At 65.1% G+C, this 14,556-nt stretch carries 13 protein-coding genes; 7 read left to right on the top strand and 6 right to left on the bottom strand.

The features are described 5' to 3' along the window. Positions 1–21: 21 nt before the first annotated feature. The 4 genes from QQK95_RS10585 to QQK95_RS10570 form a co-directional block, all read right to left on the bottom strand. A complete protein-coding gene (locus QQK95_RS10585; protein ID WP_284272000.1) occupies positions 22–1,776 on the bottom strand; it encodes an ABC transporter permease in 1,755 nt (584 codons plus the stop codon). Between the two features lie 149 nt (positions 1,777–1,925). Beyond that, positions 1,926–2,177 (bottom strand): hypothetical protein, encoded by a 252-nt coding sequence (locus tag QQK95_RS10580; protein ID WP_284271998.1) that lies wholly within the window; start codon positions 2,175–2,177, stop codon positions 1,926–1,928. Positions 2,178–2,541: 364 nt separating this feature from the next. After that, positions 2,542–3,177 (bottom strand): response regulator transcription factor, encoded by a 636-nt coding sequence (locus tag QQK95_RS10575; protein WP_284271996.1) that lies wholly within the window; start codon positions 3,175–3,177, stop codon positions 2,542–2,544. Further along, positions 3,174–4,256 carry a sensor histidine kinase gene (locus QQK95_RS10570; protein WP_284271994.1) on the bottom strand — a complete coding sequence of 361 codons (1,083 nt, stop codon included), beginning with the start codon at positions 4,254–4,256 and terminating at the stop codon, positions 3,174–3,176. Before QQK95_RS10570 ends, QQK95_RS10575 begins: the two co-directional genes overlap by 4 nt. 168 nt (positions 4,257–4,424) lie before the next feature. On the opposite strand from QQK95_RS10570, the gene QQK95_RS10565 reads away from it, so the two are divergent. Both QQK95_RS10565 and QQK95_RS10560 read left to right on the top strand, forming a co-directional pair. Continuing rightward, positions 4,425–5,180 (top strand): bestrophin-like domain, encoded by a 756-nt coding sequence (locus QQK95_RS10565; protein ID WP_284271992.1) that lies wholly within the window; start codon positions 4,425–4,427, stop codon positions 5,178–5,180. Between the two features lie 54 nt (positions 5,181–5,234). Continuing rightward, positions 5,235–5,549 (top strand): ferritin family protein, encoded by a 315-nt coding sequence (locus QQK95_RS10560; protein WP_044548017.1) that lies wholly within the window; start codon positions 5,235–5,237, stop codon positions 5,547–5,549. Between the two features lie 12 nt (positions 5,550–5,561). Here QQK95_RS10560 and QQK95_RS10555 read toward each other — a convergent pair whose 3' ends face one another. Then, on the bottom strand, positions 5,562–6,587 hold the full coding sequence (locus QQK95_RS10555; RefSeq protein ID WP_284271986.1) for a LacI family DNA-binding transcriptional regulator: 1,026 nt from the start codon (positions 6,585–6,587) through the stop codon (positions 5,562–5,564). A 194-nt stretch (positions 6,588–6,781) separates the two neighbouring features. Between QQK95_RS10555 and QQK95_RS10550 the strand changes: the two genes are divergently transcribed. The 5 genes from QQK95_RS10550 (at position 6,782) to QQK95_RS10530 (ending at position 11,747) form a co-directional block, all read left to right on the top strand. Then, on the top strand, positions 6,782–7,813 hold the full coding sequence (locus tag QQK95_RS10550; protein WP_284271984.1) for a Gfo/Idh/MocA family protein: 1,032 nt from the start codon (positions 6,782–6,784) through the stop codon (positions 7,811–7,813). Next, positions 7,810–8,718, top strand: a complete 909-nt coding sequence (locus QQK95_RS10545; protein WP_284271983.1) for a sugar phosphate isomerase/epimerase family protein — start codon at positions 7,810–7,812, stop codon at positions 8,716–8,718. The genes QQK95_RS10550 and QQK95_RS10545 overlap by 4 nt, the downstream gene beginning before the upstream one ends. 94 nt (positions 8,719–8,812) lie before the next feature. Beyond that, positions 8,813–9,820 (top strand): substrate-binding domain-containing protein, encoded by a 1,008-nt coding sequence (locus tag QQK95_RS10540; RefSeq protein WP_284271981.1) that lies wholly within the window; start codon positions 8,813–8,815, stop codon positions 9,818–9,820. A gap of 86 nt (positions 9,821–9,906) precedes the next feature. Continuing rightward, positions 9,907–10,704: an ATP-binding cassette domain-containing protein gene (locus QQK95_RS10535; RefSeq protein ID WP_284271979.1), complete on the top strand. Its 798-nt coding sequence runs from the start codon at positions 9,907–9,909 to the stop codon at positions 10,702–10,704. Continuing rightward, positions 10,701–11,747 carry an ABC transporter permease gene (locus QQK95_RS10530; protein WP_284271978.1) on the top strand — a complete coding sequence of 349 codons (1,047 nt, stop codon included), beginning with the start codon at positions 10,701–10,703 and terminating at the stop codon, positions 11,745–11,747. Before QQK95_RS10535 ends, QQK95_RS10530 begins: the two co-directional genes overlap by 4 nt. A 48-nt stretch (positions 11,748–11,795) precedes the next feature. Here QQK95_RS10530 and QQK95_RS10525 read toward each other — a convergent pair whose 3' ends face one another. Continuing rightward, positions 11,796–14,456, bottom strand: coding sequence for an ATP-dependent helicase (locus QQK95_RS10525; protein WP_284271976.1), 2,661 nt, complete (start codon positions 14,454–14,456; stop codon positions 11,796–11,798). Between the last annotated feature and the right edge of the window lie 100 nt (positions 14,457–14,556).

The following is a 14,556-nucleotide window of genomic DNA, read 5'->3' as shown; positions in this document are numbered from 1 at the left end:
TCAGTCTCCTGAAAGAAGGGGTCAGTCGAGCCGCATGCGGCGTTCGGCAAAGACGTAGAGCGGGCGCCAGAGCGTGCGGTTGAAGAGGGTGACGAAGAGCGACATCACGGCGATGCCGAGGATGACACGCGGGAAATCGCCGGCTTCGGTGGCCTTGGCGATGTAGGAGCCGAGCCCGAAGGCCTCGAGCCTGGTGTTGCCCCAGCTTGCCAGTTCGGCGACGATCGAGGCGTTCCACGAGCCGCCCGAGGCGGTCAGCGCGCCGGTGATGTAGTAGGGGAAGATCCCCGGCAGCATGACATTCTTCCACCACGACCAGGACCGTATCTTGAAGACCCTGGCCGCCTCCTTGAGATCGGAAGGGAAGGCGCTGGCGCCGGCGATGACGTTGAACAGGATGTACCATTGCGTGCCAAGCACCATCAGCGGCGACAGCCAGATGCCGGGGCTGGCGCCGGTGGCGACGATGGCGATCACCGCGAACGGAAACAGCACATTGGCGGGGAAGGCGGCGAGGAACTGCGCCAGCGGCTGCACCCGCTCGGCGACCGCCGGCCGCAGTCCGATCCAGACGCCGATCGGCACCCAGATGACGCTGGCGACCGCGATCAGCACGATCACGCGCAGCAAGGTGAGAAGGCCGCCGCTGAAGGCTTCAATGACATCATTCCAGCCAAGGGTCTGCCCGAGATACAACACCGTTTCGATGCCGCCCCACAGCGCGACAAGCAACACCAGGCCGAGCCAGGCGAAGTCGAGCAATCGAGAAAACCGGCGTGATGCGACGGTGGTTGCCGGCGGGGTCCGCCGGCCCAGGCGAAGCAGCATGGCGCGCTGCCACAGCCAGGCGATCGGCAGCCCCACGGTCCGTAGCAGCCGGGCCCGGCGCAGTATGTCGTAGACCCAGGAGCGGGGCTTTTCCTGCCCGGCCGTCTGCTCGAAACGAAACTTGTCGGCCCAGGCGACGACGGGCCGGAACAGCAGCTGGTCGTAGAGCAGGATGAGCACGCCCATCGCCAGCACCGCCCAGGCGACGGCCTTGAAATCCTGCTTGTCGATGGCCAGCGCCAGCCAAGAGCCGATGCCGGGCAGTTGCACGGTGGTGTTGCCGACGGTGATGGCCTCGGAGGCGACGACGAAGAACCAGCCGCCGGACATCGACATCATGGTGTTCCACACCAGGCCGGGCGCCGCGAACGGCGCCTCGAGCCGCCAGAACCTTTGCCACGCCGAGAGGCCGAAGCCGCGGCTGACCTCGTCGAGATCGCCCGGCACGGTGCGCAGCGACTGGTAGAACGAGAACGCCATGTTCCAGGCTTGGCTGGTGAAGATGGCGAAGATCGCGGCGCATTCGGCGCCGAGCTGGCTGCCGGGAAACAGGCCCATGAAGAAGGTCACGGTAAAGGTCAGGAAGCCCAGCACCGGCACGGATTGCAGGATGTCGAGCACCGGAATGATCACCATTTCGGCGCGCCGGCTCTTGGCGGCCAGCGTCGCCACCGTGAAGGTGAAGATCAGCGACACGATGATGGCCGCGAACATGCGCAGCGTCGTGCGCAGCGCATAGTCCGGCAAATTGGCGAGACCGAGCGTGACCGGCGAGGTGGTGAGCAGCGTGCTCGGCGCGCGCATGCCTGCGGCACCATGCGCCAGGAGCACCAGCAATGCCACCAGCATGGCAAAGGCGATGGTGTCGTAGATGTTGGGAGCGATGCGTCCGCGCGCGAGCGCCGCGGCCTCGCCCAGCGAATTGCGGTTGTGCGACAGGAAGATCATGGCGGGCCATCCGGATGATGGGCCGATTGCAGTGTGGCTTGGGGGGAGGGTGATTGCAGGCATGCGGAAGGCTGCGACCGGGAGGTGGTCGCGCTGGGTGCCAGGCCCCCGCCGTCAGTGCGGGCGTTTGGGCTGCGTCGAAGAGGGGCCTAGGCAGCGCGTTGCAAGAGGGCCGTTCTACGACTGACGGCCTCTTCGGAGACGGGCTGCCGTTCCCGCGTCCAGCCGCATTCCAGCCGGCCGCTCGTCGAGCCGCGGCACCAGACGCAGACGAGCCGGGTCAGCGGCATGGTGAAGCCGGCCTTGCCCGCCAGGCCGCGCGTTGTTGCAACGGACGGCCGCGCGGTTGAAGCGGAGCGCGAGACAGAGCGTGTGCGGAAGGGGATGATGTTGGTGTTCATGGCTCACCTCTTGCGGCCCAGCGGGACGGCAAGGCGAGCCGAGGGCGGGTTATGCCCTGCCCAGGCCCGACAGGCGCCACATGCCGGAAATCAAATCTGTTGACGGGGCCGGTGTCCGGACCGTGCCTGGGGCTTGATCCGGACAGCGACTGGTATAGCTGTCCATAACCTGTTCGATCTCGAGTTGATGCTTCGGTCGGCCGAAGCCACGCCGCCTTACGCCCGCCGCTCACAAGGTGTCAACGCGGGCGCTGGAATCTTAAGTATATGGCCCGATACCAAGGCATATGGCGACCGGACGACGGTCACGTAACGTGCTGTCAATACATTGAAAAATAACGGTTTATCTGCCGCCTTGGAACGGTCAGATCCCGAGCTTGCCGGCCATTTTGATGAGCTCGGCCAACGAGCCGGCCTGCATCTTGCGCATGGCTCGCGCGCGGCGGACCTTGACGGTGATCTCGCTGACGCCGAGGTCGCCGGCGACCTGCTTGTTGAGCCGTCCCTGCACAACCAGCGCCACGACGCTGCGTTCGCCTTCACTCAGCGTCGCCAGGCGTTCGCGCAAGGTGTCGATCTCGGCCGACTGCGTCCTGTTCAGCCGGTCCATGTCCAGGGCAGCGGCGATGGCATCGAGCAAATCCTGTTCGCGGAACGGTTTCGGCAGGAAGTCGACGGCGCCGGTCTTCATCGCCTGCACCGACATGGCGATGTCGCCGTGGCCGGTCATGATGATGACCGGGAGCGGCGTCCCGGAATGAGCGAGCTCTTTCTGGAAGTCCATGCCGCTCTTGCCGGGCAGGCGCACGTCCAGCACCAGGCAGGAGGGGATATCAGGCCTCGGCGCGCCCAGGAATTCGGCAACCGAACCAAAGCAGCGCACGTCCAGACCAACCGAGCGCAACAGGCTGTCGAGCGCTTCGCGCATGGCGGGGTCGTCGTCGATGACGAAAACGACCTGTTCCGGTTCGCTCGTTTCCGATCCGCTTGCTGGCTTCATTGGTCTGATCCGCGCGATCCCGTTCTGCCGGCCTGGAGCGAAAAGAAGAAGGCGGCGCCGCGCGGCACCGCAGGCTGCGCCCAGATGCGGCCGCCATGGCTTTCGACGATGGAGCGGCTGATGGCAAGCCCCATGCCCAGGCCTTCGGGCTTGGTGGTGTAGAAGGCGTCGAAGACATGGTCGAGTTCGACGCCGTTCAGCCCACAGCCGGAATCGCGAACCTCAATGACGATCTCGCCTGACCTGCCGGGGCTGGTCACGATCGTGACGTCACGCTCTTCTTCGCCGCTCACCGCCTCAAGCGCGTTGAGGATGAGGTTGAGGATGACCTGCTGGATCTGCACCGGGTCGGCCTGGGCTCGAGGCAGTTGGCCGGCCAGCTCGGCTCGCAAGGCGACATGCGCTCTGCCGGCTTCGGTTTCCACCAGGGTCAACGTATCCGATATCAGCTGATTGACGTCCAGCCAGATGGCCTTGCCGGCGGCCTTGCGGGTGAGGCCGCGCAGCCGTTTGATCAATTCGCTCGCGCGTTCTGCATCCCTGACGATACGCTCGGCCGCCTTGCCGGCTTCATCCGGATTGCCGCCCGCCAGCCAGCGCTGGGCGGCGTTGCCATTCAGCATGATCGCCGCCAGCGGCTGGTTGAGCTCATGGGCGATCGAGGCCGTCAGTTCGCCGAGCATCGTCACGCGCGTGATGTGCGCGAGCTGCGCCTGCGCCTCGCGCGCCTGGGCCTCGGCGGCGGCGGCGCGCAGCGCTAGATAGGCGGTGACGGCGATCGCCACCAGGCTGATGGCGCAGTTGACCACGCCCGCCGGCACGGCACCTGCCCGCGTCAGGAAAAAACTCAACACGGTGAGCGTCATGCAGGCCGCCGCCACCATCGCCACGCCGCGGCGGTCGAGGTAGCGGACCGCGATCAGGACAATGACGACATAGAAGACCGCGACCGCGATCTCGAGATTAGTGACCGTGTCCGCCAGGAAGATCGCCGCGGCCAGCAGCGCAAGCAGGATCGGCAGCAGCGGCCGGCGCCCGAGCAGCGGCCCAAGGAGCGGCAAGGACGATCTTCCAGACATGCCGGCCTCCTGACGATCACACTGCCCCATGGGGACATTACCGCGTGGCCTTTCAGCCCGGCAAGGCGCTGCCATATCGCATCGCGGCCGCAAATGCGCCCGAACTTTCGCTCTCTGCAGGCCGCCTTGCCATTGGCAAGCGGTGCACGCCGTGCAGAAATGCGCTTCATGCGCGAAGCCCTGATCGCATTGGTGATTTTCCTGTGCCTGGCGGGGGCGCCGCTGGCCAGCATGGTGATCTGGCCGAGGCTACCGGCCAGACATCGCGACGACGATACGAACAATGTGGTGCGGCTCGCCGCCAACCTGTTCGGCGTCATGACCTCGCTGGTGCTCGGCCTGATGATCAATTCGGCCAAGAACACCTTCGAATCGATCGATCACAATGTGCACGCCTATGCGACGGAACTGATCCTGCTCGACAGGACATTGCGCCAGTACGGCCCCGAAGCCGACGCGGTGCGCCAGCCGCTGGTCGCCTATGTGCAGCGGGTGATGGCCACCTCGTCACAAGACAATGAAACCACTCTCGTCGCCAACCAGCTGTCCGAACATCTCTTGACGGAGATCGGCACGCGGCTGAACGCGCTGACGCTGTCCGATGCGACGCATGGCCCGCTTTTGCAGGACGCGCGTCAGCGCCTGCAGAAAGTGCTTGAAATGCGCTGGGTGCTGATCGAACAGTCGGAAGGCGCCATCCCCTGGCCGCTGATCGCCATGCTGGTTGCGTGGCTGGCGCTGATCTTCGCCAGTTTCGGCTTCAGGGCGCCGAGGAATGCGATCACGCTCGCGACCTACGTCGTGTCGGCCGCGCTGATCGCCGGGGCGATCTACCTGATCCTCGACATGGATGTGCCGTTCTCCGGACCTATCCAGATTTCGCCGGCGCCGCTGGAGCGGGCATTGGCGGAATTGCAGAGGTGATGCGGAACCGGCGGCATTCCCGGGCATTCATGGGAATGAACCACGGAGGACGACATGGGTTTCGACCAGTATCACGAACCGCCTGAAGAACTGTCGCAGAAGGTGCGGACCTTTGCCCGGATGATCACCTCGCTGATCGAGGAGGCGGAAGCGATCGGCTGGTACGAACAGCGCATCTCGGTGGAGAAGGATCCGCAGGCGCGGGCCATCATGCAGAACGCGCAAGGCGAGGAGTTCAAGCATTTCGGCATGGATTTGGAATTCCTGCTGCGCCAGAAGAAGGACTGGCGCGCGGAATTGAAGGAAATCCTGTTCACGACGGGCGATATCGTGAAGGCCGGCGAGCGGGGCGAGAAGAAGGTGGATTGATAGCCTGCGCCATCAATCGCTGTCGCGCGCGATCAGCTCCAGCGGCCAGACTTCGTGGATGATGCGCGGGCCCCCTGGACCGGCGAAAGCGGGAAGCGAGGCCAGCAGCATTTCGGCCAGCCGCCTTCCCATCGGCTCCAACGGCGGGCGGAAGGCGGTCAGCGCCGGCGAGAAATAGCGGCAGAGCGGCGTGTCGACGATGACGGTCACCGCGATGTCGTGGCCCGGCCGGATGCCCATCTCGGCCAGCGCCTTGCAGCCGCCTAGCGCCATCGCGTCGTTGTTGAAGATGATGGCTGTCGGCCGGTCCTTTGCCTGCATCACGCGCGGCGTCACCTGGTAGCCGCCGGCCTCGTTGATGAAGCCGTCGGCGATCAGCGCGGGGTCGACTTCGATGCCGTGCCGCTTCAGGGCTTTGCGGTAGCCGTCCAGGAACAGATAGCTGAAATTGAGATTGAGGGAAGGTCGGATGGCGGCGATGCGGCGGTGGCCGCGCGCCACCAGGCGGTCGACGGCGTCGCCGCCCGCCTTCTCGAAATCGAGATCGAGCGAGGGATAGGCCTTGCCGCCGCTGCGGCTGCGGCCGAGCGTGGCGAAGGGGAAGCCGACCTGTGTGAGATAATCGATGCGCTCGTCCTCGCGCCGCGTCCAGGCCAGCAGAACGGCATCGGCGCGTCGGGTCTCGACGACGCGGCGCAGGCGCTCCTGCTGATAGTCGCCCGGCGCGCCCATCACCACGGTCAGGTCGAGCCCGCTTTCGGCAAGGCGGCCCTGCAGCCCGATCAGGAAGGGAATGAAGAACGGTTCGCCATATTGCTGGTCGCCGGGATGCGGCTGCAGCATGAAGGCGATCGAATGGGTCGCACCTTGCCTGAGACTGCGGCCGGACTGGTTGGGTGAATAGTTCAGCTTCTTGGCGGCGTCGAGCACGCGCTGGCGCGTGTCGGCATTGACGTCGGCACGGCCGTTCAGCGCCCGCGACACGGTGCCGATCGAAATGTTCAGGTGACGCGCTAGGTCGTGGATGCTGGACGCCAAAGACTTTCTCCCGCGTGCTTCGCTAGCATTGGCCGGTGCCGACGCCAAGGCGAAAGACGATTTTCGCGAGCGGCCAATTGACATTCTACGCTATCGGGTGTGTTCTCGTAAACGTTTACGGAAAAACGTTTACGGTGATGCCGTGAATGCCGTGACGATCGGTCTGGAGGGACCGAGCGGAGGAGGATCGCCGGATGATGAATGTCGTCCTCGTCGGCTGTGGCGCGATGAGCAGGCAATGGCTCGATGCCGCGAGGCAGATCGACGGGCTTGCCATTGCCGGCCTTGTCGATCTCGACGCCGAGCGGGCGAAGGCGAGGGCGCACGAATACGACCTCACCGGCATTGTCATCGGCACCAGCCTTGACGCGGTGCTCGACCAGACAAGGCCCGACGCGGTGTTCGATGTCGTGGTTCCCGCCGCCCGGCGCGAAGTCGCGCTTTCGGCCTTTGCCCACAATTGCCATCTCCTGACCGAAAAGCCGCTGGCCGACAGCCCGGAGAATGCCCGCGCCATCGTCGAGGCGGCCCGCCAGGCCCGGCGCATCCACGCCGTCGTGCAGAACCGCCGCTACGTCGCCAATGTCAGGCGCATCCGCCGCTTCCTGGACTCCGGCGCCATTGGCGCGGCGACCAGCATCCATGCCGATTTCTTCGTCGCGCCGCATTTCGGCGGCTTTCGCGAGGAGATGGCGCATGTGCTGCTGCTCGACATGGCGATCCACACCTTCGACGCCGCCCGCTATATGGCCGGTGGCGAGCCGGCCGGCGTCTACTGCCAGGAATGGGAGCCGGCCAGTTCCTGGTACCGGCAGGGTTCGTCGGCAAGTGCGGTCTTCGATCTCGGCGGCGGCAAGGTCTTCACCTATGCCGGCTCCTGGTGCGCCGACGGCTTCCGCACCAGCTGGGAAGGCAGCTGGCGCATCGTCGCCGAGCGCGGCAGCCTCATCTGGGACGGCCATGACCTCCTGAAGGCGGAGGTGGTGGCGACGGGCCGCGACGGGCTGTTCGCCAAGACCCAGCCGATCGACGTGCCGCCGCTCGATCCAGCCGACCGTGTGGGCGGCCATCTCGGCATCATCAGGGATTTCATGCACGCCATCGAGACCGGCACCGAGCCGGAGACGCATGGCGCCGACAACATCAAAAGCCTGGCCATGGTTTTCGGCGCCATCGAGAGCGCCGAAACCGGACGCCGCGTGGCGATTACACAGGAAACACTATGATGCCAAACCCGCTTCTCGACATCCGGATCGGCACCATGGTGCGGGCCAACCTCGAAGATCCGGCGGCGTACATCAAGCAGATCCTGCCGCTCGGGTTCGAAAGCATCCAGCCGTTCTTCTGGCAGACGCTGGGCGGCAAGGACCTTCCACGGCTCGCCGGCGAGATCCGCGAGGCGATCGGCGATGCCGATGTCGTCGTGTCTTCCCTCGGCGTGTTCGGTAATCCCCTGGAGAGCGGCGAGGTCGATCGCGGCGTGCTCGCGGCCTGGGAAACGGTCATCGACAATGCGCATCTGTTCGGCACTTCGATGGTCAGTGGCTTCACCGGGCGCCTGCGCGGCAAGAAGCTGACCGACAGTCTGCCGCGCTTTCGCGAGGTGTGGGGACCGCTGGCCAAGCGCGCCGCCGACAAGGGCGTGCGCATCGCCTTCGAGAACTGCGCCATGGACGGCAATTGGGCGGCCGGCGACTGGAACATCGCCCACAATCCGGACGCCTGGGAGCTGATGTTCAACGAACTGCCTGACGATAATCTGGGTCTCGAATGGGAGCCCTGCCATCAGCTCGTCTATCTGATCGACCCGATCCCGCAGATCCGCAAATGGGCGCCGCGCATCTTCCATGTCCATGGCAAGGACGCCACCGTGCGCTGGGACGTCATCCGCGAGCATGGCGTGTTCGGCCGGCTGCCCTTCGTACAGATGCGCACGCCCGGCTTCGGCGACAGCGACTGGACGCGGGTGATCAGCGAATTGCGGCTGGCTGGCTACAAGGGCGCCATCGACATCGAGGGCTGGCACGACCCGGTCTATCGCGGCGATCTCGAGATCACCGGCCAGGTCCGGGCGCTGGAGTATCTCAAGCAATGCCGGGGAGGCGCCAGCTACCTGCAAAATCCGACGTGAGGACCCGGCCGGCGGGAGGAGCCGGTTCGTAAGTGGCGAAGCAATCGTCAACAGCCCCCTCGGCTGACGAGGGAAACAATGGGAGGACAAGTGCATGAGCATCGCGATCAGAACGACACTTCTGCGCACGACCGTCGTGGCCGCCGCCACGGCGCTTTGCGCCGCCATCTCGACCTTGCCGGCACGGGCGCTCGACGCCCAATGGTGCAAGGATGTCCATATCCGCTTCTTCGTCGGCGGCGCCGAGGGCGACGCCTTCGGCACCATCGTCTATAATGGCGCCAAGCAGGCGGCGGCCGATCTCGGCCCCAAGGTCGACTACATCTTCTCCGGCTGGGACGTCGAAAAGATGGTGCAGCAATTGCGCGAGGCGGTCGCGGTCAAGCCCAACGGCATCGCCATGATGGGCCATCCAGGCGAAGACGCGATCATGCCGCTGGCCGAGCAGGCGCATAAGGACGGCATCAAGATGATGTACCAGAACGTGCCGGTGCCGAAGGTGACGGCGGCGTTCGGCGGCGGTTATGTCGGTGCGCAGCAGGAGCAGCAGGGCCGTGCGCTCGGCGCCGAGGCGTTCAAGCTTGGCGGGCTGAAATCCGGTGACAAGGCGATCATGATCGGCCCCTTCGACAATGAGAGCCGGGGCGCACGCGAGCGTGGGACGGTCGCCGCATTGAAAGAGGCCGGCGTCGATGTCGTTCAGATCAATTCCGTGCCCGAGTGGGCAGCCGATCCGAATCTCGCCATCCCGGTGATCACCGCGGCGTTGCTCAACAATCCCAACGTCAAGGCGGTCGGCTATCCCGGTGGCCAGCTGCTCGGCAATGTGCCGACCTACATGCAGGCCGCGGGCAGGAAGCCCGGCGATATCTTCAATTTCGGCTTCGACACCAGCCCGCAGATCGTCGAGGGCTTCAAGGGTGGCTGGGTGCAACTGACAGCCGACCAGCAGCCATTCATGCAGGGCTATCTGCCGATCCTCAGCCTCTGCCAGCAAGTGGTGCTGGGTCTGGCGCCGATGAATGTCGACACCGGTGCCGGCTTCGTCACGCCGCAGAACTATGAGATCGTCTCAGAGCTCGCCAAGCAGGCGCTGCGCTGACCTCCCAAGGCTGCCGGCCGGGTTGGACCCGGCCGGCAGGACCCGCCGGCAAAGGGCCGGCATGCGACAATGAAAGCGAGGATCCGATGGCCGAACGCATCATCGAACTGCGCGATATCACGAAATCCTACGGTCAGGTCTATGCGCTGGGCGGCGTCAATCTCAGCGTCGACCGCGGCGAGGTTGTCGGCCTCATCGGCGACAATGGCGCCGGTAAGTCGACGCTGATCAAGATCCTGTCCGGCGTCGTTAGGCCGACCAGCGGCGACATCCTCGTGCGCGACAAGCCGGTGAGCGGCTGGAGCGCGGCGCGCTCGCGTGACGCAGGCATCGAGACGGTGTTCCAGGACCGGGCGCTGGCCGTGCAGCAAACCATCGTGCGCAACATCTTCATGGGCCGCGAACTGACCGGCTTCATGGGCTGGCTGAAGGTCAACAAGGAGATCGAGGAGGCGAGCCGGTTGATGCGCGAGATCGGCTTCACCTCAAAGGTGTTCACGCCGCACTCGATCGTCGGCCAGCTGTCGGGCGGCGAACGCCAAGGCGTGGCGATTGCGCGCGCCATCTACAAGCAGGCCGAGCTGATCATCCTCGACGAGCCGACGACGGCGCTGTCGTTGACCGAGACCGCCAAGGTGTTCCATTTCGTGCGCCAGGTGCGGGCGAGCGGACGCTCGATCCTGTTCATCGGTCACAACATCCATCACGTCTTCGACATCGCCGACCGCTTCGTGGTGCTCGATCGCGGCAAGGTGGCGCTGACCGCCGACCGCAGCACGGTGAAGTCGGCGGAAGAGTTGATCAATTTCATGGAGGACGTCGCGCATCCCGGCGGATTGCCTGGACTGCGCGAGGCCGGCGAAGCGGAGCATCAAGCGCGATGAGCAAGACCATGGAACCCGATCTAGAAAGCCCTCTGCGCGCTCATGCCGGGTCCGCCCGCCAGGAGTGGAAACATCCATCCGACCACTGGCTGCGCGGCTTCGTCCTGGACAACCGCGCCTCGCTCGGCACGCTCGCCGTGTTCATCGTCATGATGGCGGTGTTCATGGTCGCCAACCCGACCGTGTTCACCACCTGGTATCTCTACAGCTCCGTGCTGACGACGCTCCCCGTGGCGCTGTTCGTGGTGGTGCCCCTGGTCTTCGTCGTCACCTGCGGCGAGATCGACCTGTCGTTTCCGGCGACGATGGGGTTTGCCTCCTGGGTCTTCGCGCTGGTGGTGCAGGCCGGCTATGATCCGTTCATCGGCATTGCCGCCGCACTCGTCACCGGCATGCTGCTCGGCTTCCTCGTCGGATCGCTGGTCGTCTATGGCGGGCTGTCGTCGCTGATCGCCACGCTCGGCATGAATTTCCTGCTGCGCGGGCTCATCCAGATCGTCAACGAAGGCAAGTCGATGGCACTGACCAGCCTCAGCGGCAGCTGGGCCTACAAGATCTTGTCCAGCCAGATCTACGGCATTCCGGTGCAGATATTCTGGGCCGTCGCCTTCGTCGTGCTGTCGGCGATGCTCTACAACAGGCACCGCTTCGGCGCGCAGGTGAGGGTGGTCGGCGACAATCCTGACAGCGCCCAGCAGATGGGCATCGACGTCAAGCGCGTGCGGGTGAAGGTGTTCGTCTTCGTCGGCATCGGGGCGGCGATCGCCGGCACGTTTTCGGTGATGATCAACTTCACCTGGTGGCCGACGGCCGGCGACGGCTATCTCCTGCCGGTGCTGGCCTCGGTATTCGTCGGCGGCACGCCAACCTGGGGCGGCATCGGCACGGTCGTTGGCGGCGCCATCGGCGCGGTCACCGTATCGTTCATCCAGACCGGCGTGGTGGCGGCTGGCCTGAGTGGCTTCTACGTGCAGTTCTTCAACGGCCTGATCATCATCCTGTCGCTGCTGGGCCACAAGTGGAACCAGGCAAGGTATCGGTGAGGAAGGCACTACCGGAACTGCGCTGAGAGCTGCTCGGCACCGGGCAGCTCACACCGCCGCGACGAACCCGTCCAGCACGCGTTTTTGGCCGGCCTTGTCGAAGTCGATGGTCAGCTTGTTGCCTTCGATGGCCGAGATGTTGCCGTTGCCGAATTTCTGGTGGAAGACGCGGTCGCCGACGCTGAAGGGTGAGGGCTTGTCGGCAACGGATTTGGCGACCAGTTCGCCGTCGATGGTGCGGCCCTTCACGCTCGTGCGGCCGGCGCCGTAGCCCGAGTCGGTCTCGCCATAGCCGATGCGCTCGACCTGATGGCCGGAGCGCGTGCCCCAGTTCCGGTCGGTCGCTTCCGTGCGGTTGGCCTGCGCGCGCTGCCAGCCGGGCGTCGAATAGGTGTTGGAGAAGGCGCCGGATTTTTCCGCGTTGGCGCCGACATTGTCGAAGCGCGACGCGCCATACGGGTTCTGCCGGCCGCCACGGCCGGAGGCGAAGGAGCCGCCGCCATAGGGATTGCCGTAGCCGCCATAGGAATTGCCGCTTTCGGCGATCTCGACATGGGATTCCGGCAGTTCCTCGAGGAAGCGCGACGGGATGGTCGATTGCCAGAGCCCATGGATGAGGCGGTTGGAGACGAACCACAGATGCAGGTTCTTCTTGGCCCGGGTGAGGCCGACATAGGCCAGCCGGCGCTCTTCCTCCAGACCGGAGCGGCCGCCTTCATCGAGGGCGCGCTGGTGGGGAAAGAGGCCTTCCTCCCAGCCGGGGAGAAAAACCGTCTCGAATTCGAGGCCCTTGGCCGAATGCAGCGTCATGATGGAGACGGCATCCTGCCCGGCATTCTGCTCGGCATCCATGACCAGCGCCACATGTTCGAGGAAGGAGCGCAGCGACTCGTACTCCTCCATCGAGCGGATCAGTTCCTTGAGGTTCTCCAGCCGGCCCGGCGCTTCGGCCGAGCGGTCGTTCTTCCACATGTCGGTGTAGCCGCTCTCCTCGAGAATGGTCTCGGCGAGCTCGGTGTGCGGCTTGGTTTCCAGCGCCTTCTGCCAGCGCTCGAAATTGGCGGCGACTTCGCGCAACGCGGCGCGCGGTTTCGGCTTCAGCTCGTCGCTTTCCGCGAGATTGCCGGCGGCCTCCAGCATCGGGATGCGCAGCGCGCGCGCCGTGTCGTGGATCTGGCGGATGGTGGCTTCGCCAAGGCCGCGCTTCGGCACATTGACGATGCGCTCGAAGGCAAGGTCGTCGCCGCTGTTGGCAACGACGCGGAAGAAGGCCAGCGCGTCGCGGATTTCCATGCGCTCGTAGAAGCGTGGGCCGCCGATGACGCGGTAGTTGAGGCCGAGCGTGATGAAGCGGTCCTCGAAGGCGCGCATCTGGAAGGACGCGCGCACCAAGATCGCCATGTCGTTGAGATTATGCTTCTGGCGCTGATAGGCCTCGATGGTCTCGCCGATGGCGCGGGCTTCCTCCTCGGAATCCCAGGCGGCGTGGACATTGACCTTGCCGTCCTCGGGGTCGTTGCGGTCGGTGAACAGCGTCTTGCCGAAACGGCCCTCATTGTGGGCGATGAGGTGGGAGGCCGCGCCAAGGATGTGCGCGGTCGAGCGGTAGTTGCGCTCCAGCCTGATGATGGTGGCGCCGGGAAAATCCTTGTCGAAGCGCAGGATGTTGTCGACCTCGGCGCCGCGCCAGCCATAGATCGACTGGTCGTCGTCGCCGACGCAGCAAATGTTTACTTTGTTGTCGCTTACGGGCTGTTCCGCGCCTGCTGGCGCGGGCCCTCCGCGCGGGCCTCGCAACGGCTCGGACACCCGGTCGGGCTTGCGGCCTTCGGCCGATCGCAGATCCGTCGACGTTGCCGCACGCCCGGCGTCCGGCCGCTGCGCCAGGAGCCGCAGCCACATGTATTGGGCGGTGTTGGTGTCCTGGTATTCGTCGACGAGGATGTATTTGAAGCGCCGGTGATAGTCCTTCAGCACATCAGGATTGGCGCGGAAGATGCGGATGGGGTGGCAGAGCAGGTCGCCGAAGTCGCAGGCGTTCAGTGTCTGCAGCCGCTCCTGATAGGCCTTGTAGAGTTCGCGGCCCTTGCCGTTGGCGAAGCTGCGCGCGTCGCCCTCGGCGATATCGGCCGGACCTTGGCCCTTGTTCTTCCAGCCGTCGATCATCTGGGCGAACTGCTTGGCCGGCCAGCGCTTGTCGTCGAGGCCCTCGGCCTGGATCAGCTGTTTGATCAGCCGCACGACGTCGTCGGTGTCGAGGATGGTGAAGTCGGAACGCAAGCCGGCAAGCTCTGCATGACGGCGCAGCAGCTTCACGCCGATCGAATGGAAGGTGCCGAGCCAGGGCATGCCTTCGACATTGCCTTCGCCGATCAGGATGCCGATGCGCTGCTTCATCTCGCGCGCGGCCTTGTTGGTGAAGGTGACGGCGAGGATCTGCGAGGGGAAGGCCTTGCCGGTGGCAAGGATGTGGGCGATGCGGGTGGTGAGCACCCGCGTCTTGCCGGTGCCGGCGCCGGCCAGCACCAGAACCGGGCCTTCGGTGGTCTCCACCGCCAGCCTTTGTTCCGGATTCAGCCCCTTGAGATAGTCGGGCGCGCTGTTCTGGCCGCTGCGGGCGGCCATGGCGCGCGCGGCAATGCCCGACGGGGCCGTCGGCCGCGCATTGGGTTCGTCGAAAAAGGGCATGTCTTCGGAAAAGCCGGACATCTTCCCCCCGAATGTAGTGATTCGGCAGGGAAAGACCAGAACTGTCTACGTTTTGTTCTGGGTAAAAGTGCTGGCGCGGCAAGAATGCGCTTCGGATGCG

Source organism: Mesorhizobium huakuii (assembly GCF_030160235.1).
GTDB classification, from domain to species: domain Bacteria; phylum Pseudomonadota; class Alphaproteobacteria; order Rhizobiales; family Rhizobiaceae; genus Mesorhizobium; species Mesorhizobium huakuii.
Note: the sequence above shows the minus strand (reverse complement) of the source record. Positions and strands in the feature narration are given on the sequence as shown.

Excerpts from the sequence above, each read along its gene's own strand:
- QQK95_RS10585 (WP_284272000.1), bottom strand. The coding sequence starts at position 1,776 with ATGATCTTCCTGTCGCACAACCGCAATTCGCTGGGCGAGGCCGCGGCG.
- QQK95_RS10580 (WP_284271998.1), bottom strand. The coding sequence starts at position 2,177 with ATGAACACCAACATCATCCCCTTCCGCACACGCTCTGTCTCGCGCTCC.
- QQK95_RS10575 (WP_284271996.1), bottom strand. The coding sequence starts at position 3,177 with ATGAAGCCAGCAAGCGGATCGGAAACGAGCGAACCGGAACAGGTCGTT.
- QQK95_RS10570 (WP_284271994.1), bottom strand. The coding sequence starts at position 4,256 with ATGTCTGGAAGATCGTCCTTGCCGCTCCTTGGGCCGCTGCTCGGGCGC.
- QQK95_RS10565 (WP_284271992.1), top strand. The coding sequence starts at position 4,425 with ATGCGCGAAGCCCTGATCGCATTGGTGATTTTCCTGTGCCTGGCGGGG.
- QQK95_RS10560 (WP_044548017.1), top strand. The coding sequence starts at position 5,235 with ATGGGTTTCGACCAGTATCACGAACCGCCTGAAGAACTGTCGCAGAAG.
- QQK95_RS10550 (WP_284271984.1), top strand. The coding sequence starts at position 6,782 with ATGATGAATGTCGTCCTCGTCGGCTGTGGCGCGATGAGCAGGCAATGG.
- QQK95_RS10545 (WP_284271983.1), top strand. The coding sequence starts at position 7,810 with ATGATGCCAAACCCGCTTCTCGACATCCGGATCGGCACCATGGTGCGG.
- QQK95_RS10540 (WP_284271981.1), top strand. The coding sequence starts at position 8,813 with ATGAGCATCGCGATCAGAACGACACTTCTGCGCACGACCGTCGTGGCC.
- QQK95_RS10535 (WP_284271979.1), top strand. The coding sequence starts at position 9,907 with ATGGCCGAACGCATCATCGAACTGCGCGATATCACGAAATCCTACGGT.
- QQK95_RS10530 (WP_284271978.1), top strand. The coding sequence starts at position 10,701 with ATGAGCAAGACCATGGAACCCGATCTAGAAAGCCCTCTGCGCGCTCAT.
- QQK95_RS10525 (WP_284271976.1), bottom strand. The coding sequence starts at position 14,456 with ATGTCCGGCTTTTCCGAAGACATGCCCTTTTTCGACGAACCCAATGCG.